The sequence below is a fragment of the Streptomyces sp. CC53 genome (assembly GCF_001865245.1).
Classification (GTDB): domain Bacteria; phylum Actinomycetota; class Actinomycetes; order Streptomycetales; family Streptomycetaceae; genus Streptomyces.
This window is the reverse complement of sequence record NZ_MKXB01000194.1, coordinates 184,216-210,970: the sequence shown is the minus strand read 5'-3', so window position 1 is coordinate 210,970 and position 26,755 is coordinate 184,216. Positions and strand designations below refer to the sequence as shown.

Here is a 26,755-nt window from a genome sequence, read left to right as displayed (position 1 = left end):
CGGGGGCACACACGCCGCTCCCCCGGTGAGAACCGGTCCTCGTGCCCGCGCCGCTCATCGGGGGAGAGCCCGACGGCGCAGGCCCCGCAGTCGGGACCGGTCCCGGGTCCCGGGATTCCTGCCAGGTCCCGGGCCCGGAACCATCCTGCGCCTTCCCGGCGTCTCCAGGGGGCGGCAAAGGGCCCGAACCAGCGGGGCCTTGGTCCCGGAAGGGCTCGGTTAGACTCACCCGACCGCCGAGGAAGCACAGGTGAGGGACGGGGAGACAGGCCGATGGCACAGGCGAAGAAGTTCACGCTGTATGCCCTCACGGTCTTCGTGCTCTACACGATCGTCACGTCCCCCGAGCGCTCCGCCGACCTGGTGCAGATAGGCTTCGAGGGCATTTCGAGTGCTGCTCAAGCCGTCGGTCAGTTCATGACCGCACTCATCAACTAGGGCGGGCAGGACCGAGCCGCCCGGTCGTCCAGGACATCCCTCTAGGAGTACGCCGTGATCCGCCACCTGGTCCTGTTCAAGCTCAACGAGGGTGTACAGCGCGACGAGCCGCGCGTCGAGGCGGGCGTGCGGGCCTTCCGGGCACTGGACGGCGTCATCCCGGAGCTGAAGGTCTGGGAGTGCGAGTGGAACATCTCGGACCGCCCCATCGCCTACGACTTCGCCATCAACTCGGCCGTCGAGGACCCGGAGGCCCTGCGACGGTACGTGGAGCACCCGGCGCACCAGGCGGCCGCCGCGCAGTGGCGCGAGTTCGCCACGTGGGTGATCGCCGACTACGAGTTCTGAGCGGGCCCGCGCCGCGAGGGGGCAGCAGACCACGCCGCGGACCGGGCCGCGCCGCCGCACGGCGACCACGGAGGGGCTCCGCACCGCAGGGTGCGGGGCCCCTCCGGCATGTCCGCTCCGCACCTCAACACGGGGCTATGGGGTGCTTGCACACAGTGGACATGTCTTGTGATGCTATGACCGCTTTTGAGGGACGAGTTGACCGAACCTGACCGCCTGACCGTGAAGGGGTGGCGTGAACGTGCCGGCCAGTACCACGCCTCAGCAGGTACCACCCCAGAACGAGTCCGACGACAACAGGCCCCCCGGCCGGCCCCGCCCGAGCCGGGCGGCGGACACCAGAGCCCTCACCCAGATCCTCTTCGGAGAGCTGAAGAAACTGGAGCGCGGAACGCCGGAGCACGGCCGGGTCCGCGCCGCCCTGATCGAGGCGAACCTGCCCCTCGTACGGTACGCAGCCGCCCGCTTCCGCTCCCGCAACGAGCCGATGGAGGACGTCATCCAGGTCGGCACCATCGGCCTGATCAACGCCATCGACCGCTTCGACCCCGACCGCGGCGTGCAGTTCCCCACCTTCGCGATGCCCACCGTCGTGGGCGAGATCAAGCGCTACTTCCGGGACAACGTCCGCACCGTGCACGTGCCGCGCCGCCTCCACGAACGGTGGGTGCAGGTCAACGGCGCCACAGAGGACCTGACGACGCTGCACGGCAGGTCGCCGACGACCGCCGAGATCGCCGAACGGCTGAGGATCTCCGAAGAGGAGGTCCTGTCCTGCATCGAAGCCGGCCGCTCGTACCACGCCACCTCCCTGGAGGCCGCGCAGGAGGGCGACGGGATGCCGGGGCTGCTGGACCGGCTCGGCTACGAGGACCCGGCGCTCGCCGGGGTCGAGCACCGCGACCTCGTCCGGCACCTGCTGGTCCAACTCCCTGAGCGCGAGCAGCGGATCCTGATGCTCCGCTACTACAACAACCTGACGCAGTCCCAGATCAGCCAGGAACTCGGGGTCTCGCAGATGCACGTGTCAAGGCTGCTGGCGCGGAGCTTCGCCCGACTGAGATCCGCAAACAGGATCGATGCATAGCTGGATCGGGTAGACCTGTTTGGTCCACAATCAGCCGTTCCAAAAGCCGCACACCCCCAGTTTCCAGCGCAGACCGCCCCTCCACATGTCGACAAGTCACTACAGCGTGTTGCCGACATGTGACATTCTGCTGGAACTGCGTTTGCCGCAGTCTCGGCTCCGGTATTCAGGTGGAGGCTGCGTTCCTCCGATGGTCGCGGCTCCGCGACCGTCCGCGACCTCAAGGGGGTGGCATGTCCGTAGAACAGGGCAGCTCGAAGGTGCTCACGCTCACCAAGGGTGCACCGGCAGCCACGCTTACCGCCCCGGCGGATCCCGCTCCGGCGATCCCCGCCCAGGCGGAGCCGGGCGACCGAGCGGAGCAGACCACCGCGGCGCCGACCCCCGCAGCGGGGGTGAGCGCCCCTGCGGAGGCCATCGACACGCGCACGCTGTCCCGCTCCCTCTTCCTCCGCCTCCGTGCCCTCGACGCCGCCGGAGCCGGCACGGACAGCCCGGAACGCACCTACGTGCGCGACACGCTGATCGAGCTCAACCTGCCCCTCGTGCGCTACGCGGCCGCCCGCTTCCGCTCCCGCAACGAGCCGATGGAGGACATCGTCCAGGTCGGCACCATCGGCCTGATCAAGGCGATCGACCGCTTCGACTGCGAACGGGGCGTCGAGTTCCCGACGTTCGCGATGCCGACGGTCGTCGGTGAGATCAAGCGCTTCTTCCGCGACACCTCGTGGTCCGTGCGGGTGCCGCGCCGCCTGCAGGAGCTGCGACTGGCGCTCACCAAGGCCAGCGACGAGCTGGCGCAGAAGCTGGACCGTTCTCCGACCGTGCCCGAACTGGCCACCGTGCTGGGGGTCTCGGAGGAGGACGTGGTCGACGGACTCGCCGTCGGGAACGCCTACACGGCGTCGTCGCTCGACTCCCCGTCCCCCGAGGACGACGGTGGCGAAGGCTCCCTCGCCGACCGGCTGGGATACGAGGACACCGCGCTCGAAGGCGTGGAGTACCGGGAGTCGCTGAAGCCGCTGCTGGCCAAACTGCCCGCCCGGGAGCGGCAGATCATCATGCTGCGCTTCTTCGCCAACATGACGCAGTCGCAGATCGGCGAGGAGGTGGGCATCTCGCAGATGCACGTGTCGCGGCTGCTCACGCGCACGCTCGCGCAGCTGCGGGAGGGCCTCATCTCCGACTGACGCTTCGTCGGTCCGCCGCACGCCGGCCCCCGCCCCCGGCAGGCCCCGCGCGGGAGCCCGTAGCGGAAGCACAGCCGGTCCGTCACCCGACGGACCGGCTCCCCTGCCTGTGCGCCCGCAGCACCGCCGGTGCGTCCGCCGCACGCGCAGCCGCGCCGCCTCCACCGGGCCGACCGCGAGCACCCATCGGACGCGGGTCGCGTCGGCCGACAGCACGGCGGGCGCCGACCGGCGGGCGCGGGGACGAGCCGTACGCGCGGGAACCACCAGCACGCCGCCCGGGAACCAACGGGACGGGCGGGAGACGACCGGCGGGGGCACCGAAGGCCCCTCCGGAGCGCCCGGGGCGCGGGCCCGGGCCGCCGGTCAGGCCAGGGCGAGCCAGGCCACGGCGGCGACGACCGCGATGGCCACGACGACGCCGACGATGACCCCTACGCGGGGGCCGGAGGAGTACGTCGCGGTCGTCTCCTGCCGGCGCTGCGGGGCGCCCTCGTCCACGAAGGCGCGGAACATCTGGGTGGAGCCCGCGGGGTCGTGCGAACCGTTGCCCTGGGGGCCCTGAGGAGCGTGCGGGTTGTGTGCCATGGAGCAGGACCCTAGCGAATCGGAAGCCACTCCCCCACCCCGGGAGGCCGCCTGCCCGCGCCGCTGCGGCCCGGCCCTCCCACACGCTTTGCCAAGGCTTTGACCCACCCGGCACCATTTCGCTTGCCTGTAGCAACCATCCTCTTCTATCGTTGCCCTAAGCAACCAATAGGAGGGTGCGTGGCAGCCCGAAGCCAGTACGAGGAACTGGCCCGCCAGCTCAGCGCCGTCGGCGCCGTGAAACGGGGCCTCACCCGCGTCCTGCCGGCCGAGTGCCCCGGCGGCGCCGCGGCCGTGCTCGCCCTGCTGGACCGCTACGGCGAGATGCGGATGAGCCGCCTTGCCGAGCTGCTCGGCATCGACATGTCGGTGACCAGCCGCCATGTGGCCCACGTCGTGGAGCGGGGCTGGATCGAGCGCTCCCCCGACCCGGGCGACCGCCGTTCCCGCATCCTGCGGCTGACGGCGGCCGGTCGGGCCGTGCTGGAGGGCCTGGGGAGACGCGCCGCCGACCTGTTCGCGGAGCGCCTGGCGGACTGGACGGACGAGGACCTCGGCGCGCTGGTCACCCTGCTTTCCCGCCTGCGCGCGGACTTCGGGGACTGCCGGGCCACGGCGCACCTGTCGTAGCCGGCGGCGGGCGGTGCCACCTCCCCCGGACGGCAGGGCCGCAGGCCCGGGACGGGGGGCCCGGCAGTGGGCGCCCTGACCCGGGGAGGGGGCAGGCGCAGGCGGACGCACACGCCCCGCAGGCCCGGAACAGGCGACGTGCAGGCACGCAGACGCGGGCACGGGGGATGCGCAGGCACGGACGAAGCCGCGCAAACGCAGCCGGACACGGACACGAAGACGCAGACACCTAGAGACGCAGAGACGCAGAGGAACCATGCCGACATCGACCACACCCGTCGCCGCGCGGCGAGGCGACGCGGGGGACACCGCCTCCCACGGCGGCCCCATGACGCACCGACAGATCATGAAGGCGCTCTCCGGGCTGCTGCTCGGCATGTTCGTCGCCATCCTGTCGTCGACGATCGTCTCCAACGCCCTGCCGCAGATCATCTCCGACCTCGGGGGAGGCCAGAGCGCGTACACGTGGGTGGTGACCGCGTCCCTGCTCGCCATGACGGCGACGACACCCCTGTGGGGCAAGCTGGCCGACCTCTTCTCGAAGAAGCTCCTCGTCCAGCTCGCGCTGGTGATCTACGTGGCCGGCTCCCTCGTCGCGGGCCTGGCGCAGAGCCCGGGCATGCTGATCGCCTGCCGCGTGGTGCAGGGCGTCGGCGTGGGCGGACTGTCGGCGCTGGCCCAGATCGTCATGGCCGCGATGATCGCGCCGCGGGAACGCGGCCGCTACAGCGGCTACCTCGGCGCCACGTTCGCCGTGGCGACGGTCGGCGGCCCGCTGCTCGGCGGAGTCATCACGGACACGGACTGGCTCGGCTGGCGCTGGTGCTTCTACGTCGGCGTCCCGTTCGCCCTGCTGGCCCTGGTCGTGCTCCAGCGGACGCTCCGCCTACCGGTCGTCAGGCGGGACGTGAAGGTCGACTGGACGGGCGCGGCCCTGGTCAGCGCGGCAGTGTCGCTGCTGCTGGTCTGGGTGACGTTCGCCGGCGACAAGTACGCGTGGCTGTCGTGGCAGACGTACGTGATGACGGGCGGCTCACTGGCCCTGGCGGCGTTGTTCGTGCGGGTGGAGACCCGGGCCGCCGACCCCGTCATCCCGCTGCGCCTCTTCCGCAACCGCACGATCGCGCTGGCGTCGCTGGCGTCGCTGTTCGTGGGTGTGGCGATGTTCGCGGGGACCGTCTTCTTCAGCCAGTACTTCCAGCTGGCGCGGAACGAGTCGCCCACGATGTCGGGTGTCCTCACCATCCCCATGATCGCCGGCCTGTTCGTGTCCTCCACCGTCTCCGGCCGGATCATCACCGCGACGGGCCGTTGGAAGGCGTGGCTGGTCGCGGGCGGCGCCCTGGTGACGGCGGGCCTCGGGCTGCTGGGCACGGTCCGGTACGACACGGCCTACTGGCACGTGGCGGTGTACATGGCACTGCTGGGACTGGGGCTCGGCATGATGATGCAGAACCTGGTGCTGTGCACCCAGAACCAGGTGCCGCCCCAGGACCTGGGCGCGGCCTCCTCCGTCGTGACGTTCTTCCGCTCCCTCGGCGGAGCCGTGGGCGTCTCCGCGTTGGGCGCGGTGATGGGCTCGAAGGTGACGGGCTACGTCAAGGACGGCCTCGCGGAGCTGGGCCCGCGGGCCGCGTCGCTCGGCCACGGCGGTACGGCGGGCGGCGGCATCCCCGACCTGGACGCCCTGCCGGCGCCCGTGCGGACGGTCGTGGAGGCCGCCTACGGCCACGGCGTGGGGGACATCTTCCTCTACTCGGCGCCGTTCGCCCTGCTGGCGTTCCTGGTGACGCTGTTCATCAAGGAGGCCCCCCTGAAGGGCGCCTCGTAGTAAGGCCGTCCACACTCCCCGGACCCCGGGCCGCCGCCCCAGAGCGGAGGGCAGCGGCCCGGCACACAGGGCCCCGGTGGCGGGCGCAGGGCAGGGGACGCCCGCGCGCCGCCCCGGGGCCCCGTATCCCGGCACGGGGTACCGCACCCGGCGTCATGGCGCGCGCCGCTTCCCGCGGTCCGTACCCCGCTTGTCCCGTGCTGGATGCGCGGTGCTGACGGTCCGACAGAGTCACGACTCCGCAACGCATGGAGGAGCCGCCTCCCGACGTCCGGTTTGCCCCATCCGGGGGATGTAGCGTTCGCGTCAAGTCGCATCATCGCACTGACGCCTTGAAGGAAGCCCCCATGACGACGCCGCCGCAGAACGTCCCCGGTCAGCCCGGGCAGCCCGCCGAGCCCGGACAGCCGGTGCCCGGCCAGCCGTTCCCGGAGGGGCAGTTCGGCGCGCCCGAGCAGCCGAAGAAGAAGAGCATCGGCAAGAAGATCCTCGGTGTGCTGGCGCTCATCGTGGTCGCCCTCGTCGTGAAGCTGGGCATCCCGTACGTGCTGACCGGGCCCACCCACGCCGAGGCCGGTGACTGCGTCCAGGTGACCGGTCCCGACGACAGCCCCGAGGTGGAGAAGAAGGAGTGCTCCGAGGGCGGCCCCGACCTGTACAAGGTCGTGAAGGTCGTCGACGACACCTTCGACGTCGAGCGGTGCGGCGAGAGCGGGGAGTCGGCGCTCGCCCAGCAGTGGAAGTCGGAGAAGTTCGTGCTCTGCCTGGACCCCGTCAAGGGCTGACGACAGCAGACCAGGTGAAGGGGCCGGTCCGCTCGGACCGGCCCCTTCGCCGTCTGCCCGGCCGCCGGTGACGCTCTCCTTCACCGGCCGGCGGGCTGCCCGCGGCACTCCCGCCGCCATGCCGCTGCCCTGTCGTCCCGCTGCCCCGCTGCCCCGATCTCCCGCTGTCCCGCTGCCCTGTCGTCGCGCTGTCCCGCTGCCCCGTCGCCTCGCTGACCCGACGTCTCGCCGTCTCGTCGGGCACAGGCTCAGGAGCCGGCGGTCAGTTGCCGGGTGTCGGGGTCGGGCTTCAGGCTGAGGGTGGCGGGTGTCAGGTGGCAGCCCACCCGCTGCCTGCCCGGGGGCCGCCGGAGAAGTGACCTCGCCGTCTCTGCCCGGGACCGGGTGGTGCGGCCGGCTCCGGCCGCTCGTCTCTCAGGCTTCCCGTGTCAGGTCGTAGAGCGTCACACCGTCGACCGTGACCTGCTGGAACGTGGACTGGACCCACTCCGCGACCGCCGAGCTCACCGCACCACCGGGACCGCCGCCCCGGCCGCCCGTGCCGCCGCCGGCGATGAAGTAGTGGATCTTCCCGTCCGCCACGTACTGCTGGAACTGCTCCAGCGTCGGCGACGGGTCGCTGCCGTTGAAGCCGCCGATCGGCATCACCGGCTCCTGGGTGGCGAGCTGGTATCCGGCCGCGTTCTGAGAGCCGATGGCCGCCGCGACCCAGGTGAAGGAGTCGGCGTCCTCCGTGAGCCGCGCCTCGACGGCAGCGCTGACCTCCGGGCCGTCGAGCAGACCGCCCGTGCCGCCGCGCCGTTCCTGGCCCGCGCCCTCCGGCCCCTGCCGAGACGCACCGTCCCGGCCCTGCCGGCCCTGCCCGGGCTGACCGTCGGGCCGGGGACCGGGCGCCTGCCCCTGGCCGGGCCCCTGTGCCTGACCGGATGCGCGCCCCGGACCGGATCCCCGGACCGGCTGCTGCCCGGCGCCGTCGGGAGCCGTCCCGCCCGGGAGGCCGCCTCCTGGCAGCCCCCTCCCCGGTGCCTCACCACCGGCGCCCGGGCCCCGCATACCGCCGGGACCGCCCGGGCCGCCGTTCCTCGCCGCCGCGGGGCCGGCGAGGACGAGGGAGCCCGTGTGGCCCGCGGCCAGGGTGCTCACGGTGTACGCGGCCGGTGCCGCCAGGGCCGCCACCAGGGCGAGCCCGGCCGCACCCCACGCCAGCCGGCGTCCCCCACGGCACGCCATCAGCAGTCCCAGCGCCGCCACCAGACCGCCCAGCAGCACCGCCCACCGCAGCCACGGCAGGTAGTCGGGTGTCCGGCCCAGGAGGACGAACGCCCACACCGCCGTGACGGCCGATGTCATCGCCAGCGTCGCCGCTGCCACGAACCGCGCCCGCTCCTCCCACAGCACCGTCACGCCCATGCCGACCAGCGCCGCGAGACAGGGAGCCAACGCCACCGTGTAGTACTCGTGGAAGATGCCCGCCATGAAGCTGAAGACCGCCAGGGTCGACAGCAGGGAACCTCCCCACACCAGGAACGCGGCCCGGGCCGTGTCCGTGCGCGGCGCACGCCAGGTCACCGCGAGTCCGGCGGCCAGCAGGAGGAGCGCCGCGGGAAGGAGCCAGGAGATCTGCCCGCCGACCGCGTCGCCGAACATCCGGCTGATGCCGGTCTCGCCCCAGCGCCCGCCCGGTCCCCCGCCGGGCCCGCCACCGCCGCCGACGCTCCCGACCTCGTTGCCGTTGATCCGGCCCAGCCCGTTGTAGCCGAAGGTCAGCTCCAGGAAGCTGTTCGTCTGCGAGCCGCCGATGTACGGCCGCGAAGCGGCGGGCCACAGCTCGACCGCCGCGACCCACCAGCCTCCCGACACCACCAGGGCCAGTGCTGCGAGGGCCAGTTGACCGAACCGCCGCACCGGCCGGGTCGGTGCGCACACCGCATACACCGCCACCAGGGCGGGGAGGACCAGGAACGCCTGGAGGGTCTTCGTCAGGAACGCGAACCCGAGCGCCACCCCGGCCCACAGCAGCCAGGCCGTGCGTGCGCTCTCCAGGGCGCGCAGTACGCAGTACACGGCGACCGACGTCAGCAGGGCGAGCAGTGCGTCAGGATTGTTGAAGCGGAACATCAGGGCCGCCACCGGGGTCAGTGCCAGCACTGCTCCTGCGATCAGTCCGGCCGCCGGAGTGAAGCGCCGGCGCACCGCCGCGTATACGACGGCCACCGTCGCGACGCCCATCAGCACCTCGGGCACGAGGATCTGCCATGACCCGAGCCCGAAGAGCCTGACCGACAGGGCCATCGGCCACAGCGCTGCCGGAGGTTTGTCGACCGTGATGGAGTTCCCTGCGTCGGAGGAACCGAAGAAAAACGCCTTCCAGCTCTCGCTGCCTGCTTGCACGGCAGCCGAGTAGAAGGAGTTGGCGTAGCCGGACGCGTCGAGGTTCCAGAGGTAGAGCAGACCGGTGGCGACCAGCAGCCCTGCGAGAGCGGGACGCACCCACCGGGGGTCCGCGGCCCGTGTTTCACGTGAAACGGTCCGCGGTCCGGAGGTGTCACCTGAGGGTGTTTCACGTGAAACACCACCGGTCGACCCGGGCGCAGCCGAAGGGATGGGGGTCATCGGACTTCTTCCTGATCAGTCGAGGAGGGCTGTGCGGTGGAGTTGGGGTGAGGACCGGCCGCGAACGGACGGGTGGGTGGAGAAGCAGACGAGGAAGGGAGGGGAGGCGGCGGAGAGGAAGGCGGAGGGGCCCATGAAGCAACCACCCCCCGCTCGTGGGCAGCCGAAGCACCGTTGAAGGGATCGGCCTCCCGCCCGGAGCGAGCCGCAACCCCGTCGGAAGGAACGGCTACTCGCCCGGAGGGCGTCGCAGTGCCACAGGGGGCAGCCGGCTCCCGTCCGGAGCGAGCCGCGGTGCCGCCCGAAGATTCCGGCGTGTACCCCGCGGGGGCCGCCCCGTGGCCGGCAGGAGCCGTCACCGGGCCGGATGGGGCCGCGGGGGAAGCCCACGGGCGCCCGGAGGGGGCATGCCGGTCCGGGAACACCCAGGCGCGCAGGAGCAGGAACCGGAGCAACGTCGCGGCGAGGTTGGCCGCGATCAGCACGGCCACCTCGGTGGCCTGGGAGGGGTTGCCGGTCGCGGTCTCAAGAGCCGCCAAGGAGCCGCTCGTGAGCGCCAGACCGATCCCGAACACCACCAGCCCCTGGGCCTGGTGGCGAACGGCTCCGCCGCGCCCCCGCACGCCGAAGGTGAGCCGGCGGTTGGCGGCGGTGTTGGCGACCGCCGCCACCAGCAGGGCGGCCGCGTTGGCGAGCTGCGGCCCCGCGCCGAGCCGGAACAGCGCGTACAGCGCCAGGTAGAAGAGCGTGGAGAACGCTCCGACGACACAGAAGCCGACGAGTTGGCGGGCCAGTCCGTCGGGGACTCCGCCGATCAGCCCGTCGCGGGGATCGTCACCGAAGGGCCGGGCCAGCCGGTCCAGCGGCAGTGCGCCCCTGGCGAGCGCCCGGCCGACCCGCCAGACGCCTTTCAGGTCGTCCGCCGCGGTCCTGACGATGTCCACCGTCGAGTCGGGGTCGTCGACCCAGTCGACCGGTACCTCGTGGATGCGCAGCCCGGCCCGCTCCGCCAGCACGAGCATCTCGGTGTCGAAGAACCAGCCGGTGTCCTCCACGAGTGGCAGCAGCCGCTGCGCCACCTCCCGCCGCACGGCCTTGAACCCGCACTGGGCGTCACTGAAGCCGGCCGCGAGCGAGCCCCGCAGGATCAGGTTGTAGGCCCGGGAGACGAACTCCCGCTTCGGCCCGCGCACCACCCGCGCGCTGGGCGCGAGCCGGGATCCTATGGCCAGGTCGGAGTGCCCGGAGATCAGCGGCGCGACCAGCGGCAGGAGCGCGTTGAGGTCCGTCGACAGGTCGACGTCCATGTACGCCAGGACGTGGGCGTCGGAGGCGGACCAGACGGCGCGCAGCGCCCGCCCCCGGCCCTTCTGGTCGAGCCGCACGGACCGCACACCGGGAACGGTCCGCGCGAGCTCTGCGGCGATGTCCGGGGTGCGGTCGGTGCTTGCGTTGTCGGCGACGGTGATCCTGAAGCCGTACGGGAAGGTCCGGGCCAGGTGCGCGTGCACCCTGCGCACGCACGGCCCCAGGTCTCTCTCCTCGTTGTGGACGGGGATCACGACGTCCAGCACGGGCCGGTCGGCGACGCTCGCGGGCAGGTGCTCCCGGGCCGGCAGGGTGGCCGCGCCGGTGGGTGTCTCGGTGTCGGTCGGCATGCGTCCGACGTTCGCCGAGCGCCCTGTCAGGGCCGTGTGACGAGCCTGTGCCCGGCCTGTGAGTCGACGGGTGCCGCGCCACCGGGCAACCGCACGGAGAACACCGTGCGGCCCGGCGCGCTGGTCACGTCCACCCGGCCGCCGTGCGCGGTGACGACGGCGTGCACGATGGCGAGTCCGAGCCCCGTCGACCCGGACTGCCGGGACCGCGAGGTGTCCCCGCGTGCGAACCTCTCGAAGACGTGCGGCAGCACGTCCCGCGCGATGCCGGGCCCGTCGTCGCGGACCTCCACGACCGCGTCCCGCCCGTCCTTGCGGATGCGGGCGGTCACGGTCGTGCCGGGCGGTGTGTGCGTGCGGGCGTTGGCGAGCAGGTTGACCAGGACCTGCTGGAGCCGCGCCGGATCCCCGCGGACGACCACCGGATCGGCCGGCAGGTCGAGGTGCCAGACGTGCTCCCGCCCCGCTGCACGGGCGTCGCTGACGGCGTCCACGACCAGCACCGACAGGTCCGTGTCCTCGTACGACAGGGGCCGCCCGGCGTCGAGTCGGGCGAGGAGCAGCAGGTCCTCGACGAGGCCGGTCATGCGGGTGGCCTCCGCCTCGATACGGCCGAGTGCGTGCCCGGTGTCGACCGGGCCGGCTCCCGGGGCCCCCTGTCGGCCGCGTCGGGTGAGCTCCGCGTAGCCGCGGATGGAGGCAAGCGGCGTGCGCAGCTCGTGGCTGGCGTCGGCGACGAACTGCCGCACGCGGGTCTCGCTCTCCTGGCGGGCGTGCAGCGCCGCATGGACGTGGTCGAGCATGCGGTTCAGGGCTGCACCGACCTGCCCCACCTCCGTGCGCGGGTCCGCCTCGGTGTCGGGCACCCGCTCCAGCGGCGCCACCTCACCCCTGTGCAGTCGGAGTCCGGCGACCCGGGTGGCGGTCGCCGCGACCCGCCGCAGCGGCCGCAGGGCGACGCCGACCAGCGCGCCGCCCGCGAGGGAGGCGGCCACGAGTCCGGCCGCGGTGACGGACACCTCCACCCAGATGAGCGTGGTGACTGTGTCCTGGACGTCGGCGAGCGGGAACCCGAGGACGGTCCGCCCGTCGGCGGACGCCTGTATCCGGTGGTCCCCGAGTCCCGGCAGGGCCACCGTGTGCGGCCGGCCGTCCCGCGGGGCCGCCGACAGGGCGGCGAGCTGCCGCTCGTCCAGTCCGCCGAGGGGCGCGCCGGGGGTCTGCCGGTCGATGCGGCCGGCGAGGCCGAGCGGCGCCTCACGGTCCGCGGCCCGGCCGCCGACGGTCCCGGCAGGGTTGCCGGGCGCACCGACGAACCGCAGGTCGTACCCGGGATCGCGGTCGCTGCGCCGGACCGCCTCGGCGAGCTTCTGGTCCTTCTGCTCGACGAGGTACGACCGCAGCGCGAGGGTGGTGACCGCGCCGATGACCGTGGCGACGACCGCGATCAGCGTGACGGCCGACACGACGAGCCGGGTCCGCAGCGACCACCGCCGACGGCGTCCGAGTCGCGGCACGAGCCGTGCACGCCACGGACGCCGCCCCCGTGGGAGCAGTGCGCCCGCCCGAGGACCGGGCTCCCGCCGAGGCCCCGCGTCCCGGACGGTCTGGGTGCGCCGAGGCACGGCGCACCGCGGGAGCCACCCGCGCCGCGACCGGGCCGGCCGTCCGCGCACGCCGTCACTCACCCGGTTTGATCAGGTATCCGGCGCCGCGCCTGGTGTGGATCATCGGCGAGCGCCCCGCGTCGATCTTGCGCCGGAGGTAGGAGATGTAGAGCTCCACCACGTTGGCCTGGCCGCCGAAGTCGTAGGACCAGACCCGGTCGAGGATCTGGGCCTTGCTGAGGACGCGGCGCGGGTTGCGCATGAGGAACCGCAGCAGCTCGAACTCGGTGGCGGTGAGGTGGATGCCCTCACCGCCGCGGGTCACCTCGTGGCTGTCCTCGTCCAGCGTCAGGTCCCCCACCACGAGCAGCGACTCGCTGCGGGCGACGGCGGCGCCCGACCGCCGGATGAGCCCCCGCAGCCGGGCGACGACCTCCTCCAGGCTGAAGGGCTTGGTGACGTAGTCGTCCCCGCCGGCCGTCAGACCGGCGATGCGGTCCTCGACGGAATCCTTCGCGGTGAGGAACAGCACGGGCACGTCGGCGTGCTCCTGGCGCAGCCGCCGGAGCACACTCAGCCCGTCCATGTCGGGCAGCATCACGTCGAGGACGACGGCGTCGGGCCGGAAGTCACGGGCGGTGCGGAGGGCGCCCGCGCCGTCCTCCGCGCTGCGCACCTCCCAGCCCTCGTAGCGCAGGGCGAGGGACAGCAGCTCGGCGAGCGACGCCTCGTCGTCGACGACGAGGACGCGGACGAGCATGCCGTCGGGGCGGCGCGTCCCGGTACGCGGGGAAAGCGAGGTGGCGGTCATAGGTGCCACGCTCGCCGCGCGCCCTGAGAGCGGGCTTACCCGTTCCTGTGAATCTCCTGAGAATCGCCCAGTGCGGCGCGGCGGCCGCCCGTGCGGGGTCCCGGCCCGCCGGGCACCGCCACCACCCCGGGAGCGGCCCCGCCAGGAGGCCCCGGACACGGGGCTGTCGAGTCCGACGGTCCGCTTCTACTCGGACCGGGGGCTGCTGCCGGAGGCGCCCCGCAGCACCGGGGGCCACCGCCGGTACGGTCCCGAGGCTCTGGAGCGGCTCCGCCTGATCAGGGCACTGCGCGGCCTCGGCCTGCCGGTCCCGGACGTCGGCCGGTACATCGAGGCAGCCGAACACCCCGACGACGAAGCGGTACGGGACGTGCTCGCGGCGCACCTGCGGGAACTCGGCCGGGAGGTGGCCGCGCTGCGCTGGCGGGAGGCGGCACTGCGGCTGCTGCACGAGGGCCCGCCCGCCGAGCGCGCCGAGCGGCTGGCCCTCGTCGGGGCACTGCTGGCCCCGCCCGGCACGGCGGCGCTGGCGTCGTTCTGGCGCCGCTGGCTCCCGCCAGGGCTGCCGTCCCGAGTGGTCGGGCTGGTCCTGGACCGGGCCGTCCCCGAGCCGCCCCCGGACCCGACGCCCGCTCAGGTGCTCGCGTTCGCGCGCCTGCACAGCCTGGTGGCGGCGCTGAACCCGGCGAAGCCGCAGAGCCAGCCGACGGCACACCGCCGGGGGGCGGGCCGTCGGCCGGCCGTGCTGTACGGGGGGCTGTCCGAGGCGTTCACCCTGGCCTCCACCGCCGTGCGGGAAGCCGCCAGGCCCGGACCGGGCGACGCCCTGGACTGCTTCGTCGCGGCGTACGCGGGCGCGGCAGGCAGCCGTGACACACCGGCGTTCCGCCGCTCCCTGCACCGCCAGTTGGCGGGCGAGCCCCGCCTTGACGGCTACTGGCGGCTCGTGGCCGGGCTGTCCCCTCCCGGAACGGTCACCCCTGGTGCGGCACACGACTTGCTCGCCGAGGCCCTCGGCACGACGGTCGGCCCGCCACCGGCAGCACCCTGAAGGGCAGACCGCCGGCTCACGGGGGAAGCGGCGGCCCTGCGCAGCTCGCCACGGACGCGGGCCGGCCCACTCCGCGGCGAAGACCGGCCCACCACCCCGCAGGGACGACGGCCCACCGTCGAGCGGGCCACCGGTTCACGCGGCGGCGGGCCCGGGAAGCAGCCGGCCGCGAGACGGGGGGGCCGGGCATCCCCGGCGCCACCGGTTCAGAACAACCCGTCCTGCTCCTCCGTGCCGACGGGTTCCACGGCCGGTTCCGGCCCGTCCCCGGCGCCCGCCCGGACCAGCTCCCAGCCCGCCACGAGCCGACTGTCCAGCACCACGTGCTGCCCGCCTTCCGGCAACCGCAGGTGCAGGTCGGGGCCGGCGACGGCGAGGAGGGTGCCGCGGACCACGCACCCGGCGGCCAGGGCACGCACCACGCCGTCGAGGCGGCCCAGTCGCAGGAGCCCGAACACCTCCCCGTGGTCCTGCACGCCGAGCGGCAGCCGCTCCAGCGTCTCGCCCCAGCCGCCCACGCGGACGGCATGCCCGTACAGCGCCTCGACAGCGCTGCGCCGGGCCCCCGGCCCCGGCAGGTGCACGCGCGCGGCACGTTTGGCGGCGTACGGGATCCGGTCCGGCAGCCCGAGGGCCGCGCCCAGTACGGCCTCCGTCCGCCGCGCCGCCATGAGGGCCCCGCGCCCAAGCCAGGTGTAGGCCACGGCCCCCTGCTCCAGCAGCCGGGTGCCGCCCCTCTCCTCCGCCGTGATCCCCACCTTGACCAGGCCGGGCCCGAACCAGGCGAGGTACACACGGAAGACCCGCAGATCGTCGCTGAGCGTGTCGGCCGCGATGGACGCCATCCGGTCCAGCCGCCCGCACTCGGCGCACAGACCCCCCGTGGTGCGCGGGTCCAGGACCCCTCGTACCGGACAGGGATGGCCCCGCACTCCGGGACACCGCCGCTCGCCGACGACGCCGAAGCCGAGTGCGCTTCCGTGGGGCAGATCGCTGTGCCGCCCGCCCTCCCAGGCCCACACCGCCCGCCCGGACACCCACCGCACGCCCCGGCACCGCCAGGCGCTCCCGCGACCGCTACCCGAGGGCACGCACGAACCCCCCGCGGGCCCGCCCGTCATGCAGCAGCGCGATCCCCTGGCGGCCATGCTCCTCGGTGAGCTGCCCCTCCAAGGACACGACGAGCGCCCTGCCCGCGTCCCGGACGGCCTGGGCCCGGCCGGCGGCGGCGCCGATCTCTGCTTCGGACAGGGCCGCCTGCGTCACGCTCCCGGCGTCGCCGGGCCCGTCGACCACGCAGAGCGTCGTCATGACCGCGATGGACCGGCCATCGCACACCGGCACCCGCCCGCCCGTCCCGTCCGGGGCGGCCAGCACGTCGCGGAGGGCGGCCCCGCCCGGCAGCAGAACGGGCGGGACACCCGGCAGGAAGCGCCGGTTCTCAGGCGACACGAACACACGGCCACTTTCCCACACCCGTGCCGAGAGCCGGTCCACCGCGCGGGCACGACAGCGGCAGACGCGCTGCCGTCCCCGCGCTCCGGCAACGCGCGCCGCCGCACGAGGCCGGCGTGCAGCCGTCACCGCGAAGACGACACCGGACAGGGCAGCGCGGGGTCCGCGGGCTCCTTCAACGACCACGTCACCGCATGCCACTTGCGGCAGAACCACTCCGGCCACCGCTTCCACCTGTTCAGCGGCCGCCTGCACCCCCGCACCGCCCGACCCGCACCCGGACCCCGAACGGCCACGGTGGCCGCCACGACCGACAGGGGTGACCGCGCGGCTGAGGAGCGGGGGTCGCCTCCGGTGGGGCAGCGGCAGGGACGGCCGTTGGACCAAGGAAGCCTTCCGGGGCTTCGTGGCCGTCCCGCACCTCGTGCGGACTGCCTCGATGCCGCTGGGTGTGAATCACGGGAACGGGAGACACCAGGAGAAAGCCAGAGGCCCCGGATTCCTCCGGGGCCTCTGGTCTGCTGTGCACTCGGCAGGATTCGAACCTGCAACCTTCTGATCCGTAGTCAGATGCTCTATCCGTTAAGCTACGAGTGCGTGTCGGGGATCTTACTCTCCGACTTTTCCTCCCGGGCTTTTCGGCCCGGTCGGCGTTGCGGGAACAACATTACATGAACCCCGCCGCCATGCGAAATCCATTGGCCAGGGCATGATCGATCGGGACAAAGCGGGCGCCGGGGAGTGGACTGGCTGGGGGACGCCACGGCGACTGCGCCCCAGGCGGTGGCCGTAACGCGTGCGCCGGGAGGGGGTCCCGGCGGCGATGCGGCACGAACGCAGGGGTGGGTCGGCTGCGGCGGCCGCATTCGCAGCGAAGCTGACCCGTGCGGCCGGAGCGCTGGGTCCGAAGCGCCCCGCTCCGCGCGGGCGGCATCCGGCTGGAGCCTGACGCACGGAGCCGGGAGCGCGGGCGGGCGCCCCGGCGGGCCGGAAGCGGCGGGGCGGCAGCCGCCCTCGGCGGGGAGTGCGCTGACGGGGGCCGCAGGCTGCCCGCGACAGCGCACATGAGCCAGTCGGCGGAACCGGGGCCCGGGAGGGGCCAAGGGCGGTGAGCCTGCCGCCGACGGAATCGGCGCCAGGAGGCGGAGCGAAGGTCGCGCGCCACCGGGGCGGGAGACGAGGCCCCCGAGGTCGACTGACCGAGCATGGAGGCGGAGTTCGGGGCGCAGGGGTCGAGGCCATGGGTCAGGGGCCGAGACGCTGGTCGCTGCTGTGCCCGTACGGGTGCGGCGGCCGAAGGATCCGCTAGCCGCGGACGACCCGCGGAGGTGACTCAGGAGTGCTCCCAGGATTCTCGTCCTGGTCGAGTGACGCCCCGTGTGCCTGCGCCGGGGAGAGCCCGGCGCAGGAGCGGCGACAAGGTACGGGGAATGACCGAAGCCCCGGCTGGGGCCGGGGCTTCGGTTCTTGCTGCGGAGGCGGAGGGATTTGAACCCTCGATGGGCTTTAAGGCCCAAACCGCATTAGCAGTGCGGCGCCATAGACCGGACTAGGCGACGCCTCCTCCCCACCCGCGTGCGCGAGTGGTGCGTGCAGATGATGACACAGCCCAGGGGTGCGTCACCAATCGCCGTCCACGGTACTAGGCACGAGGGGCGCGGGGCAAAGGCTTCCCGGGGCTCCGCCGCGCAACGTGGCGGGCGGTGCCGCGTTAAAGGAGTGAGGGTGCCGGGGCGGGCGCCGTCCGCGGGGGCCGCCGGCCGTCCGCGGGGCCGTCCCCCGGCCGCCCGGGCCGTGAAACCGACCTGCCGGGAAACCGCACCCGCCGTGACACCGACCCCCCAGGGAGTTCGCATGCTGCGTCGTCTCGCCGTCACCTCCGCCGCCTCCCTCGCCGCCCTCGGCGCCGCCGCGCCCGCCGCGGGTGCCGCCGCCGGGCCCCTGCCCGTGCCGATCCCGCTGCTGTCCCGCTCCGACACGCTGACGATCACCGTCGAGCGGTCCGGCAATCCCGCCGCCGACGGCACCTTCCGCCTGGAGTGCGGCCCCGAGCGGGCCACCGGCACGCATCCGCGCGCCCAGCGGGCCTGCACCCGGCTGGAGGAGCTGTCCAGGGGCGGCCGCGACCCCTTCGCACCGCTGCCCGAGGACCGGGTGTGCACCCAGCAGCACGGCGGCCCCGCCACCGCCCGGGTCGAGGGCACGTGGCACGGCCGACCGGTCGACGCCGTGTTCTCCCGGACCGACGGATGCGAGATCGCCCGGTGGGAGAACCTCCGGCCGGTCCTGCCCATGACCCGGTCCTGAACAGGGCCTGCCCCCTGACCGGCACGGCCGCGAGGCGCCTCGGGGCCGTCCCCGAATGCACCGGCGCGCGCCGGGGGCGCGCGCCTCGTGCACACGCTCTCGGGGAGACCTCCCCCTCATCGGCGGTCGCGTCCGCACCCCCAGCCCTTAGACTCCCTCCCGTAAGCGCGGCAGTAGGTCATTGGGAGGAAGCGTCGTCGTGAGCAGCAGGCCATCCCGAGGCGCTGCTCGCCTCGCAGCCATACTCGACGCCCTGCCGGACGGGCTCGTCCTCGTCAACACGAACGGCACGGTCGTCAACGCCAACACCATCGCCCTCGAAATGTTCGAGACGCCCGGCACGGCACTGGTGGGGCGGGGGCTGCTCGATCTGCTGCCCGCCTTCGACTCGCGCCTCATCCCGGGGTCGATGCGCCGGCCCGACAGCAGGGACCCGCACGGCCGCACCAAGCCCACCCGCATGGTCGCGCGCCGCACCGACGGCGGGGAGTTCCCCGTCGAGGTGACGAGCGCCAGCCTGGAGGACGGCCGCGAGGCGTACGACTCGTACGGCAGCGGCGTCGGCTACAGCGGCGACGAGCTGCTCATGCTCGTCGTCCGCGACCTGTCGGGCACCCTCGACACCGAGGCCGAGCTCGCCCGCTCGCAGCGGCAGACCGAGATGATCCTGCGCGCCGCGTCCGAGGGGGTCGTGGGCACCGACACCGACGGGCGCATCGTCCTGGTCAACCCGGCCGCCGCGCATATCCTCGGGTGGCGCGCCAGCGACCTGGGCGGCAAGGAGCTGCACGCCCTGATGCTGCACCCCAAGGCGGACGGCGAGCCGTTCCCGTACGACGAGTCGCCGCTCGCCGACACCCTGCGCTCCGGGCGCAAGCACCGGGTGCGCGGGCAGGTCGTGTGGGCCAAGGACGGCTCCCCCGTGCCCGTCGACCTGACCACGGCGCCGGTCCGTGACGGGGACCAGCTCGTCGGGGCGGTCATGACCTTCGCTGACCGGCGGCCGTACGAGCAGCTCGCCGAGCGCCACGCCGCCGAGCTCGCGGCGCTGGAGGAGAAGCACGCCGCGGAAGCGGCCGCCGCGGCGGAGGAGCACGCGGGCGAGGTGGCCGCGTACGAGGAACGGCTGGCGGAGGCGGCCAGGCGGTACGACGCGCTGGGTGTGCGGCACGCCCAGCTCACCGCCGTGCTCGACCCGTCGCTGCGCGGGCCGCTGGAGGAGCTCCGGCGCGAGCTGGGGGTCCTCGCCGCCGACCCGGCGGGGCAGCTGTGGCCCGAGGCGAACCAGATCCTGCACCACCTGGCCGCCGGGTACGCGCGGATGACCACCCTGGTCGACAACGTCCTCTGCTTCCAGCGGCTGGACTCCGGCGAGGACGAGCTGCGCAAGGACGCGGTGCAGCTCGACGGCGTGGTGGCGGCCGGCGTCGACGGGGCCGTGGAGCTCATCGGGCCGGGGCGGGTGCAGTTCGCCGTGCACGCGCCGCCCGTCGCGGCCGAGGTGGACGGCGCACGGCTGGCCGCCGCCCTCGCCCATCTGATCGCGGACGTCGCCGGCGTCGACTCGACCGGCACGTCCCGGGTGGCCGGCGGCGGCGGGTACGTGGACTCGACCGTCGTGGTCGCCGCGGCCCAGCGCGGTGACGTCGTACGGATCGAGGTGCGCGGCCCCCACGGCGGCGGCGACCCGGTCCACCAGCCGATCGTCCGCGGGATCGTCCGGGCGCACGGCGGTGTGCTGCAGACCCACGAGGTGCCCGGGCCGGGCGGTAGCGCGTTCGTGCTGGAGGTGCCCGTGGGCTCGGTCGAGAACGGGGCCGCCGGTGTGGCCGCGCCCGCCGCGCCCGGGAAGTCCGCCGACTCCGCGGGCTCCCCGGCGGTGGCCGCGCCCGGCGGCACAGTCGGTGCTCCCGGTCTCGCTGGCTCTGGTGGTGCTGCTGGTACCGGTGGTGCCCCTGGCTCCGGTGACGCCGCTGGTTCCGGTGATGCGGGCGAGGCCGTCGTCGGGGCCCCGTCCCCCGGCCCGGCCGGTGACGTTTCGGGGGCGGTGCCCGTCAGCGCCGCGCCGCCGGCTCACGTCGTGCCCGGTGTTCCGGCTGCGGGCACCCCGGCGGTCGGGGTGCCCGGGCCCGGTGCCCCCGCGGGCGCTGTGCCTCCGGCCGGCACTCCGGCCGCAGGAGGCGAGGCTTCAGAGAGCCCGGCCCCGGGCACACCTGGCTCCCACGCTTCGGAGCCCGCCGGTACGCCCGGGACTGCTGCTGCGCCCGTGTCTGCCGGTGCCTCGGAGCCCTCCGGGGCCCCTGGGGCCGCCGGGGCCACCGAGGTGCCGGGAGCCGCCGTTCTGCCCGCGCAGCAGTCGGGCGACACCGCCGGAGGAGGCGGGCGGCGCCGGGCACGGCGCGCGTCGACGGACGCGTTCCTGGACAGCCCCGTACGGGCCGAGGACCCCGTGGCCGCCGAGCCGACCGGTCGGCGGCGCGCGCGGCGGGCCGCCGAGGAGGGCACGGACGGGGCGGGCGGTCAGCGGGTGCCCGCGCAGGCACCGGCACAGGACCGGCCGGCGGAGGGCGCCCTGCCGGAGCCGACCGGTCGGCGCCGCGGCAGGCCCAGCCCCGCCGAGCCCGCCGGCAGCGGACCCGCCCCCGCCCCGCAGGCCGCCCCGGCTCCGGCCCCGGCTCAGGCTCCGCTCGCGCCCGCCGCTCGGACCGGTGTCCCGGCCGAGGGCGCGGTCGTCATGGCGGGGGAGACCGCGCGGACGCGCCCTGCGGGGCTCGGCGACACGGTCCCGCCCCAGGGTGTGCCGCAGGGCGAAGCTCCCGTTCCGGTGCCGCCGCAGGGGACGGGGAAGCGGGCGCGGCGCGCCTCCGCCCCGGAGGGCGCCGTGGCGGCCCTGCCCCCGGCACCCGCGCCGGCCCTTGCGCCCGCGCCCACGCCCGCGAGCACTCCCGTACCGCCCGGGCAGGGTGACGCGCCCGGTGCCGTACCGCCCGAAAGCGCCCATCCGGCCGCACACCCGCAGCCGGTCCCTCCCGCCTCCCCGGTGCCGCCCGCGCAGCAGGCCGGTCAGCCGGGCGGGCGGCGAGCACGGCGGGCGCTCTCCGGGGTCCAGGACCGTCCGGAGCCCGCCGCCGGCGCGGCCGCCCAGGGCGGGGAGGCCCGCGCTGCTTTCGCGCTGCCGCCCGCCGAAGCGGACCGCACCCCCGAGGGGCAGGCCCCGCCCGCGCACCGGCAGCCGCCGGAGGGCGACGGTCGCCACGACCCCGTGCGCACCCCTCCGGGTGCGGACCACACACCGCCGCAACCGCACCCGCTGCCCGCGGCCGCCCTCCCGGCGCGAGGCAACGCCCCGGCACCGGCCGTGACCGGCACCCCGGCAGGCGGCACCCGTCAGCCCGACGCGTCGTCGTCCACGCAGGGACGGGCGTTCAGCGTCCGCACGCTCGGCCAGGGTGTGCCGTTCGCCCAGCAGCTCCCGGACGCGGGGGCCACGACACCGCCCGGCGGTACGCCCGCCGGGGGTACGCCCGCCGGGTCTGCCGCCGTCCCCGCATCCGGCTCGGGGCGCCGCCGCAAGCTGGCCACCCCGCCGGAGGGCGACCGCCAGCCCGGTGCCGCAGCGGCGACGCCCGCCCGTCCCGCACCGGTGCCGGCCCCCGGCGCCGCCCACGCCGCACCGGCCCCGCACCCGCAACCGCTGCTGGGCCCGGCGCCGAGCGAAGGGCGCGGCCGCGCGTACGAGATAGGGGCACCGGACGAGGGCGCCGCCGAGGGCCCGGAGCCACTGGACGGCCCCGGCGGTGCCGTGGAGGTCGCCAACGAGCCGCAGCCGCAGCCCGTCGACGACGAACTGCCGCCCGAGCCGCTCGACAACCCGCGCCGCCTCCTCGTATGGCCGGCCCCGGACGTCGCGACGCAGCAGGCCCTGAGCGAACGCGGCTACCGCCCGGTCATCGTGCACTCCCGCGAGGAGGTGGACGCGCAGATCGCGGCGTTCCCGGCCGCGCTGTTCGTGGACCCGCTGACCGGGCCCATCACGCGCACCGCGCTGCAGTCGCTGCGCCAGGCGGCGGTCGCCGCGGAGGTGCCGGTGCTGCTGGCGGCCGGGCTGGCCTCGGCGACGCGGGAAGCCGCGTACGGCGCCGACCCCGCCGTCCTGCTCAAGGCGCTGGCACCGCGCGACAGCGAACAGCACCCGTCGCGGGTCCTCCTCATCGAGGAGCACGACGAGATCGCGCACGCGCTGACGGCCGCCCTGGAGCGGCGCGGCATGCACGTGCAGCGCGCGGCGGCGGACACCGACGCGGTGGTGCTCGCCGCGCAGCTGCGGCCGAACCTCGTCGTGATGGACCTGATGCAGGTGCGCAGGCGCCGCGCCGGGATCATCGACTGGCTGCGCGCGAACGGGCAGTTGAACCGGACCCCGCTGGTCGTCTACACGGCGTCGGGCCTCGACGAGGCCGAGCTGCCGCGGCTCGCGTCGGGCGAGACGGTGCTGTTCCTCGCCGAGCGGGCGACGAACGCGGAGGTGCAGCAGCGGCTGGTGGACCTGCTGGCGAAGATCGGCACGAACTGACGGCGGATCACCTTCTTGTCGAACTTGCCGACGCTGGTCTTCGGCACCGCCTGGACGAGGGCCCAGCGCTCCGGGAGCTGCCACTTGGCGATACCGGCACCGGCGAGGAAATCGCGCAGCGCGGTGTAGTCGGCGTCGGCGCCCTCCTTGAGGACGACGGTGGCGAGCGGCCGCTCCCCCCACCTGTCGTCCGGCACGGCGACCACGGCGGCCTCCGCGACGTCCGGGTGGCCCATCAGGGCGTTCTCCAGCTCGACGGACGAGATCCACTCGCCGCCCGACTTGATGACGTCCTTGGCCCGGTCGGTGAGGGTGAGGTAGCCGTCCGGGGTGATGACCCCGACGTCACCCGTCTTCAGCCAGCCGTCCGCGCTGAACTTGTCGTCGGGACGCAGCGCCTCGCCGGACGACCCGCCGTAGTAGGCGCCCGCGATCCAGGGACCGCGCACCTCCAGTTCGCCCGCCGACTCGCCGTCCCAGGGCAGCACGTCGCCGCCCGGTCCGACCAGCCGCGCCTCGACGCTCGCGGGGAAGCGGCCCTGCGTGACGCGGTACGGCCACTCCTGCTCCGCGGTGAGCCCGGCGGGCGGCAGGGCCATCGTGCCGAGGGGGGACGTCTCGGTCATGCCCCAGGCGTGGCAGAGCCGCACCCCGAGCTTGTCGTACGCCTCCATCAGGGACGGCGGGCAGGCGGCGCCGCCGATGGTGACGCTGCCGAGCGACGACAGGTCGCGGGGGTTCGCGGTGACCTCGGCGAGCAGGCCCTGCCAGATGGTGGGGACGGCGGCGGCGTGCGTGGGGCGCTCGCGTTCGATCATCTCGGCGAGCGGCACCGGCTGGAGGAAGCGGTCCGGCATGAGCATGTTGACGCCGGTCATGAAGGTGGCGTGCGGCAGGCCCCAGGCGTTCACGTGGAACTGCGGCACCACGACGAGGGAGGTGTCTGCGTCGGTCAGGCCCATCGACTCGGCCATGTTGACCTGCATGGAATGCAGGTAGATGGAGCGGTGGGAGAAGACGACGCCCTTGGGGTCGCCGGTGGTGCCCGAGGTGTAGCACATGGCGGCGGCCTGGCGTTCGTCCAGCTCCGGCCAGGCGAAGGCGGCGGGCCGGTCCGCGAGGAGCTCCTCGTAGTCGTGGACGCGTGCCCCGGTGTCCACGTCCGTGAGGAGGGAGCGGTCCCCCGGTCCGGAGACGACGACGTGCTCGACGGTGGGCAGGTGCGGGAGGACCGGGGCCAGCAGCGGCAGCAGCGAGCCGTCGACGATGACGACGCGGTCGGCGGCGTGGTTGACGATCCAGACCAGCTGCTCGACGGGCAGCCGCAGGTTCAGCGTGTGGAGCACGGCCCCCATGGAAGGTACGGCCAGATATGCCTCGATATGCTCAGAGTTGTTCCACATGAGTGTGCCCAAAACATCCGCCTGACGTACTCCGAGCTTGTCGCGGAGGGCGTTAGCGAGCTGGGCGGCGCGGTCGCCGATCTCGGCGAAGCTACGACGCCGCGGGTTCTCAGGGTCACCGGTCCATGTGGTGACCCGCGAAGCACCGTGGATCTTGCGGCCGTGTTCCAGTATCCGCGAGACCGTCAGCGGGACATCTTGCATCGTGCTGTACACCGTGGGGTCCTCCCCATTGAGTTACGCGGCGGTAGCTGGTTCCGCGATTCTGGGGGCGTACCACGCGGTATGTCACTACCTCTGTGGGATCTCTTCCCGGGTTTCAGGCTGAGTCCAGAGGTCCGCGGCCAGCCACGAGCCAGCCGTGGCGGTGCCGAACGGCCCTCGGCAGATACGGGCCGGCGCCCACGGGTCCGGCTCCCACAAGGGGTGTACTTGCACCTCGACGCCCTCTGCGCCGCGGATGGGTTCGCCGTTCTCGTCCTTGAGTCGCACAAGGGCGACACGGCGTACGAGCTGCTTGAGCATGGCGTTCCGCTCGGTGGTGTTGAGGGTCCGCCACTCTTCGGCAACGCCGACGATCAGTCTTGTGAAGTCTGCCCGCTTGGGCGTCTGCTCGACGTCAACCAGCCCTTCAAGCTGCTGCTTGATCTTCCTTTGCCGTTCGAGGTACATATCGCGTGCTCGCTCGAACGCCCCCGCCGGGTACTTCTCGGGGTTCTCGTTGGCGTCCATGATCAAGCGGGTGAGTGCGGCCTCGATCGCGTCGTACTCCCCTTGCAGCTTGCCCCGCGCCTGCTTGGCGAGGGCCCGCTCGTCGACCTGCGGTTGCTCGGTGCCCTCGGTTGGCGGCGCGGCGTCGATGCCCGTTGCGGCCTCGCGCATGAGCCACTTCTCGACCGCTGGTTCTACGTCGCGGCGCGGCATCCACACCCCCTCGCATTTGTGGCCGCCCGAGGCCGCGCGCTGCGAACAGCGGTACGCCCACCCGTTAAGCATGATCACCTCGCCGGTGGCCTTCCTCCACCGGTTCGACGACATGCTCGTGCCCCCTCGGCACTGTCCACAGCGAACCGTTCCGGTCAGCATGTATAGGGCATTCCGTGCGCGGGGCGGCGTGTTCTTGATTTGCTCGCGCTTGGCGCGGTACTTCTGCCAGAGGTCGTAATCGATCAGTTCCTCGTGTGCGCCTTGGGCGAAGTAGTAGTTAGGGCACCCCCCGTTCGTCTTCCTTCCGTTGCACTTGCAGCCGTCGTCGTGGATGCGCAGTAGACCGGCCGCAAAGCCGCCGTCCATGTAGCGCGTGAGCGTCTGAGTTGTCCACTGGGTCTCGCGGGTGGTGAGGTGCCCAAGAGAGTTGAGCCACCCGCAAAGGACCGAAAATCCCTGAGCCTTGGTCGGGTGGATGTATCGCCGGTACAGCTCGGCGACAATGGGCCCGAGTTCGGGGTGAGGCTCGTACTTCTCCTCTTGCAGGGTTTCGGTTCGCGGGTTCCATCGGCGGTGCCAGATGTACCCGAACCGAGGGCGGCCGGTGGCTGGTAGGCCCTGGGCGCGGCGGTGCTGGTGCGTCTCTGCCCACGCCTCGCCGATGCGGTCGGATTCGAAAGCGGCAAACTCCAAGATCATGCCGCGCTGAAACCGACCGATAGCCGTGGTGGCGTCAACCGGTTCCGTGGCGCTGATCAGTTGTCCGCCGATGCTTTCGACGCGGGCGAGGTTGATGGCGTTTCCGGCACGGTCGCGGCCAAAGCGTGAGTATCGCCAAACGGCAATGCCCTTTTCTCGCCCCTTTTCCACGATCTCAATCGCCCGCATGATCTTGCGCTTGAAGTTGCGGCCGGTTGTGTCGAGGTCTTCGACCCATTCAGTGATCTCGGCCTCGTTGCGCTTGGCCCAATCCTGGATGGCCGCACGCTGAAGTTCAGGGCTGATTTTCTCCTCTTTCCAGGTGCTCACCCGGATATAGCCGACGTAGGGCGTCAGTTTTACCGCCCTGAATGTGGATGGTATCGGTGCGGTCGTCACAGTGCTTTCCGTTCGATGCGGTTTTCTGTGGACGGGCGCAGTGGGATCACGTTGCCCGCGACCTGCTCGACGTGTCGGTCGGCGCGGTTGCCTGGGCAGGGCGGCGCGGGGACATCGAGCAGGCCGCGCGCGACGTGGTCGAGCGCGCGGGCGTAGCCAGCGAGGTCGGCGTCGGCGAGGGCAGCGGCGGAGACTCGTAGCGAGGCGTGCACGGTTCGGATGACGAGCAGTGGGGCGGCCGTGAGGACGGCGAAAAGTCCTACCCGCCAGAGGTCGTCATTGTTGCCGAGTAGGCCCGTGATACCGGCGGTCAGCCCGGCGATGAGCAGGGTGAATGCGAAAGCGGGCATGTACC

General features: G+C 73.5%; 19 protein-coding genes, 2 tRNA genes and 1 pseudogene. 10 read left to right on the top strand and 12 right to left on the bottom strand.

The features are described 5' to 3' along the window. Positions 1 to 273: 273 nt before the first annotated feature. The 4 genes from BJP40_RS34630 to BJP40_RS25835 all read left to right on the top strand — a co-directional run bounded on the left by BJP40_RS34630 (position 274) and on the right by BJP40_RS25835 (position 3,063). Positions 274 to 438, top strand: coding sequence for a hypothetical protein (locus BJP40_RS34630; RefSeq protein WP_175499873.1), 165 nt, complete (start codon positions 274 to 276; stop codon positions 436 to 438). A 54-nt stretch (positions 439 to 492) separates the two neighbouring features. Further along, complete coding sequence (locus tag BJP40_RS25845; protein WP_071267324.1) at positions 493 to 786, top strand: Dabb family protein; 294 nt, start codon at positions 493 to 495, stop codon at positions 784 to 786. Between the two features lie 241 nt (positions 787 to 1,027). Next, entirely contained in the window at positions 1,028 to 1,873 is an 846-nt protein-coding gene (locus BJP40_RS25840) for an RNA polymerase sigma factor SigF (RefSeq protein ID WP_071282889.1), read from the top strand. 233 nt (positions 1,874 to 2,106) lie between these two features. Next, complete coding sequence (locus BJP40_RS25835; RefSeq protein WP_071282783.1) at positions 2,107 to 3,063, top strand: RNA polymerase sigma factor SigF; 957 nt, start codon at positions 2,107 to 2,109, stop codon at positions 3,061 to 3,063. 366 nt (positions 3,064 to 3,429) lie between these two features. Here BJP40_RS25835 and BJP40_RS25830 read toward each other — a convergent pair whose 3' ends face one another. Then, complete coding sequence (locus BJP40_RS25830) at positions 3,430 to 3,651, bottom strand: hypothetical protein (protein WP_071267320.1); 222 nt, start codon at positions 3,649 to 3,651, stop codon at positions 3,430 to 3,432. 180 nt (positions 3,652 to 3,831) lie between these two features. Between BJP40_RS25830 and BJP40_RS25825 the strand changes: the two genes are divergently transcribed. The 3 genes from BJP40_RS25825 to BJP40_RS25815 all read left to right on the top strand — a co-directional run bounded on the left by BJP40_RS25825 (position 3,832) and on the right by BJP40_RS25815 (position 6,897). Next, positions 3,832 to 4,281 (top strand): MarR family winged helix-turn-helix transcriptional regulator, encoded by a 450-nt coding sequence (locus tag BJP40_RS25825; protein ID WP_071282781.1) that lies wholly within the window; start codon positions 3,832 to 3,834, stop codon positions 4,279 to 4,281. A gap of 256 nt (positions 4,282 to 4,537) precedes the next feature. Continuing rightward, complete coding sequence (locus BJP40_RS25820) at positions 4,538 to 6,112, top strand: MDR family MFS transporter (protein WP_071282779.1); 1,575 nt, start codon at positions 4,538 to 4,540, stop codon at positions 6,110 to 6,112. A gap of 347 nt (positions 6,113 to 6,459) precedes the next feature. Next, positions 6,460 to 6,897 (top strand): hypothetical protein, encoded by a 438-nt coding sequence (locus BJP40_RS25815; RefSeq protein WP_071282777.1) that lies wholly within the window; start codon positions 6,460 to 6,462, stop codon positions 6,895 to 6,897. 414 nt (positions 6,898 to 7,311) lie between these two features. On the opposite strand, the gene BJP40_RS25810 is transcribed toward BJP40_RS25815, so the two are convergent. The 4 genes from BJP40_RS25810 to BJP40_RS25795 form a co-directional block, all read right to left on the bottom strand. Then, positions 7,312 to 9,510 (bottom strand): glycosyltransferase family 39 protein, encoded by a 2,199-nt coding sequence (locus BJP40_RS25810; protein ID WP_071282775.1) that lies wholly within the window; start codon positions 9,508 to 9,510, stop codon positions 7,312 to 7,314. Continuing rightward, positions 9,507 to 11,168, bottom strand: coding sequence for a bifunctional glycosyltransferase family 2/GtrA family protein (locus BJP40_RS25805; RefSeq protein ID WP_079171465.1), 1,662 nt, complete (start codon positions 11,166 to 11,168; stop codon positions 9,507 to 9,509). Before BJP40_RS25805 ends, BJP40_RS25810 begins: the two co-directional genes overlap by 4 nt. Positions 11,169 to 11,194: 26 nt before the next feature. Then, complete coding sequence (locus tag BJP40_RS25800; RefSeq protein WP_071282773.1) at positions 11,195 to 12,685, bottom strand: cell wall metabolism sensor histidine kinase WalK; 1,491 nt, start codon at positions 12,683 to 12,685, stop codon at positions 11,195 to 11,197. Positions 12,686 to 12,848: 163 nt separating this feature from the next. After that, entirely contained in the window at positions 12,849 to 13,586 is a 738-nt protein-coding gene (locus BJP40_RS25795) for a response regulator transcription factor (RefSeq protein WP_071282771.1), read from the bottom strand. A 70-nt stretch (positions 13,587 to 13,656) separates the two neighbouring features. On the opposite strand from BJP40_RS25795, the gene BJP40_RS25790 reads away from it, so the two are divergent. Next, complete coding sequence (locus BJP40_RS25790) at positions 13,657 to 14,637, top strand: MerR family transcriptional regulator (protein WP_079171479.1); 981 nt, start codon at positions 13,657 to 13,659, stop codon at positions 14,635 to 14,637. A gap of 206 nt (positions 14,638 to 14,843) precedes the next feature. Here BJP40_RS25790 and BJP40_RS25785 read toward each other — a convergent pair whose 3' ends face one another. From BJP40_RS25785 to BJP40_RS25770, 4 genes are all read right to left on the bottom strand, one after another. Then, entirely contained in the window at positions 14,844 to 15,758 is a 915-nt protein-coding gene (locus BJP40_RS25785; protein WP_079171463.1) for a DUF2797 domain-containing protein, read from the bottom strand. Beyond that, positions 15,715 to 16,095: a hypothetical protein gene (locus tag BJP40_RS25780; protein WP_071282768.1), complete on the bottom strand. Its 381-nt coding sequence runs from the start codon at positions 16,093 to 16,095 to the stop codon at positions 15,715 to 15,717. The genes BJP40_RS25785 and BJP40_RS25780 overlap by 44 nt, the downstream gene beginning before the upstream one ends. Positions 16,096 to 16,616: 521 nt before the next feature. Beyond that, positions 16,617 to 16,689 (bottom strand) — tRNA-Arg (locus BJP40_RS25775). An 876-nt stretch (positions 16,690 to 17,565) separates the two neighbouring features. Continuing rightward, a tRNA-Ser gene (locus BJP40_RS25770) sits at positions 17,566 to 17,656 on the bottom strand. Between the two features lie 290 nt (positions 17,657 to 17,946). Here BJP40_RS25770 and BJP40_RS25765 point away from each other — a divergent pair. Then, positions 17,947 to 18,399, top strand: coding sequence for an SSI family serine proteinase inhibitor (locus tag BJP40_RS25765; RefSeq protein ID WP_071282766.1), 453 nt, complete (start codon positions 17,947 to 17,949; stop codon positions 18,397 to 18,399). A 199-nt stretch (positions 18,400 to 18,598) separates the two neighbouring features. Next, positions 18,599 to 22,972: a PAS domain-containing protein gene (locus BJP40_RS25760; protein WP_071282764.1), complete on the top strand. Its 4,374-nt coding sequence runs from the start codon at positions 18,599 to 18,601 to the stop codon at positions 22,970 to 22,972. On the opposite strand, the pseudogene BJP40_RS32330 reads toward BJP40_RS25760, so the two are convergent. From BJP40_RS32330 to BJP40_RS25750, 3 genes and pseudogenes are all read right to left on the bottom strand, one after another. Then, a pseudogene (locus tag BJP40_RS32330) lies at positions 22,966 to 24,591 on the bottom strand (long-chain fatty acid--CoA ligase); the annotation flags it as partial. The gene BJP40_RS25760 and the pseudogene BJP40_RS32330 overlap by 7 nt on opposite strands. A 75-nt stretch (positions 24,592 to 24,666) precedes the next feature. Next, entirely contained in the window at positions 24,667 to 26,400 is a 1,734-nt protein-coding gene (locus tag BJP40_RS25755; RefSeq protein ID WP_071282763.1) for a recombinase family protein, read from the bottom strand. Then, complete coding sequence (locus tag BJP40_RS25750; protein ID WP_071282884.1) at positions 26,397 to 26,750, bottom strand: hypothetical protein; 354 nt, start codon at positions 26,748 to 26,750, stop codon at positions 26,397 to 26,399. The genes BJP40_RS25755 and BJP40_RS25750 overlap by 4 nt, the downstream gene beginning before the upstream one ends. Positions 26,751 to 26,755 lie beyond the last annotated feature (5 nt).

Excerpts from the sequence above, each read along its gene's own strand:
- BJP40_RS25835 (WP_071282783.1), top strand. The coding sequence starts at position 2,107 with ATGTCCGTAGAACAGGGCAGCTCGAAGGTGCTCACGCTCACCAAGGGT.
- BJP40_RS25750 (WP_071282884.1), bottom strand. The coding sequence starts at position 26,750 with ATGCCCGCTTTCGCATTCACCCTGCTCATCGCCGGGCTGACCGCCGGT.
- BJP40_RS25815 (WP_071282777.1), top strand. The coding sequence starts at position 6,460 with ATGACGACGCCGCCGCAGAACGTCCCCGGTCAGCCCGGGCAGCCCGCC.
- BJP40_RS34630 (WP_175499873.1), top strand. The coding sequence starts at position 274 with ATGGCACAGGCGAAGAAGTTCACGCTGTATGCCCTCACGGTCTTCGTG.
- BJP40_RS25765 (WP_071282766.1), top strand. The coding sequence starts at position 17,947 with ATGCTGCGTCGTCTCGCCGTCACCTCCGCCGCCTCCCTCGCCGCCCTC.
- BJP40_RS25795 (WP_071282771.1), bottom strand. The coding sequence starts at position 13,586 with ATGACCGCCACCTCGCTTTCCCCGCGTACCGGGACGCGCCGCCCCGAC.
- BJP40_RS25830 (WP_071267320.1), bottom strand. The coding sequence starts at position 3,651 with ATGGCACACAACCCGCACGCTCCTCAGGGCCCCCAGGGCAACGGTTCG.
- BJP40_RS25805 (WP_079171465.1), bottom strand. The coding sequence starts at position 11,168 with ATGCCGACCGACACCGAGACACCCACCGGCGCGGCCACCCTGCCGGCC.
- BJP40_RS25810 (WP_071282775.1), bottom strand. The coding sequence starts at position 9,510 with ATGACCCCCATCCCTTCGGCTGCGCCCGGGTCGACCGGTGGTGTTTCA.
- BJP40_RS25820 (WP_071282779.1), top strand. The coding sequence starts at position 4,538 with ATGCCGACATCGACCACACCCGTCGCCGCGCGGCGAGGCGACGCGGGG.
- BJP40_RS25785 (WP_079171463.1), bottom strand. The coding sequence starts at position 15,758 with ATGACGGGCGGGCCCGCGGGGGGTTCGTGCGTGCCCTCGGGTAGCGGT.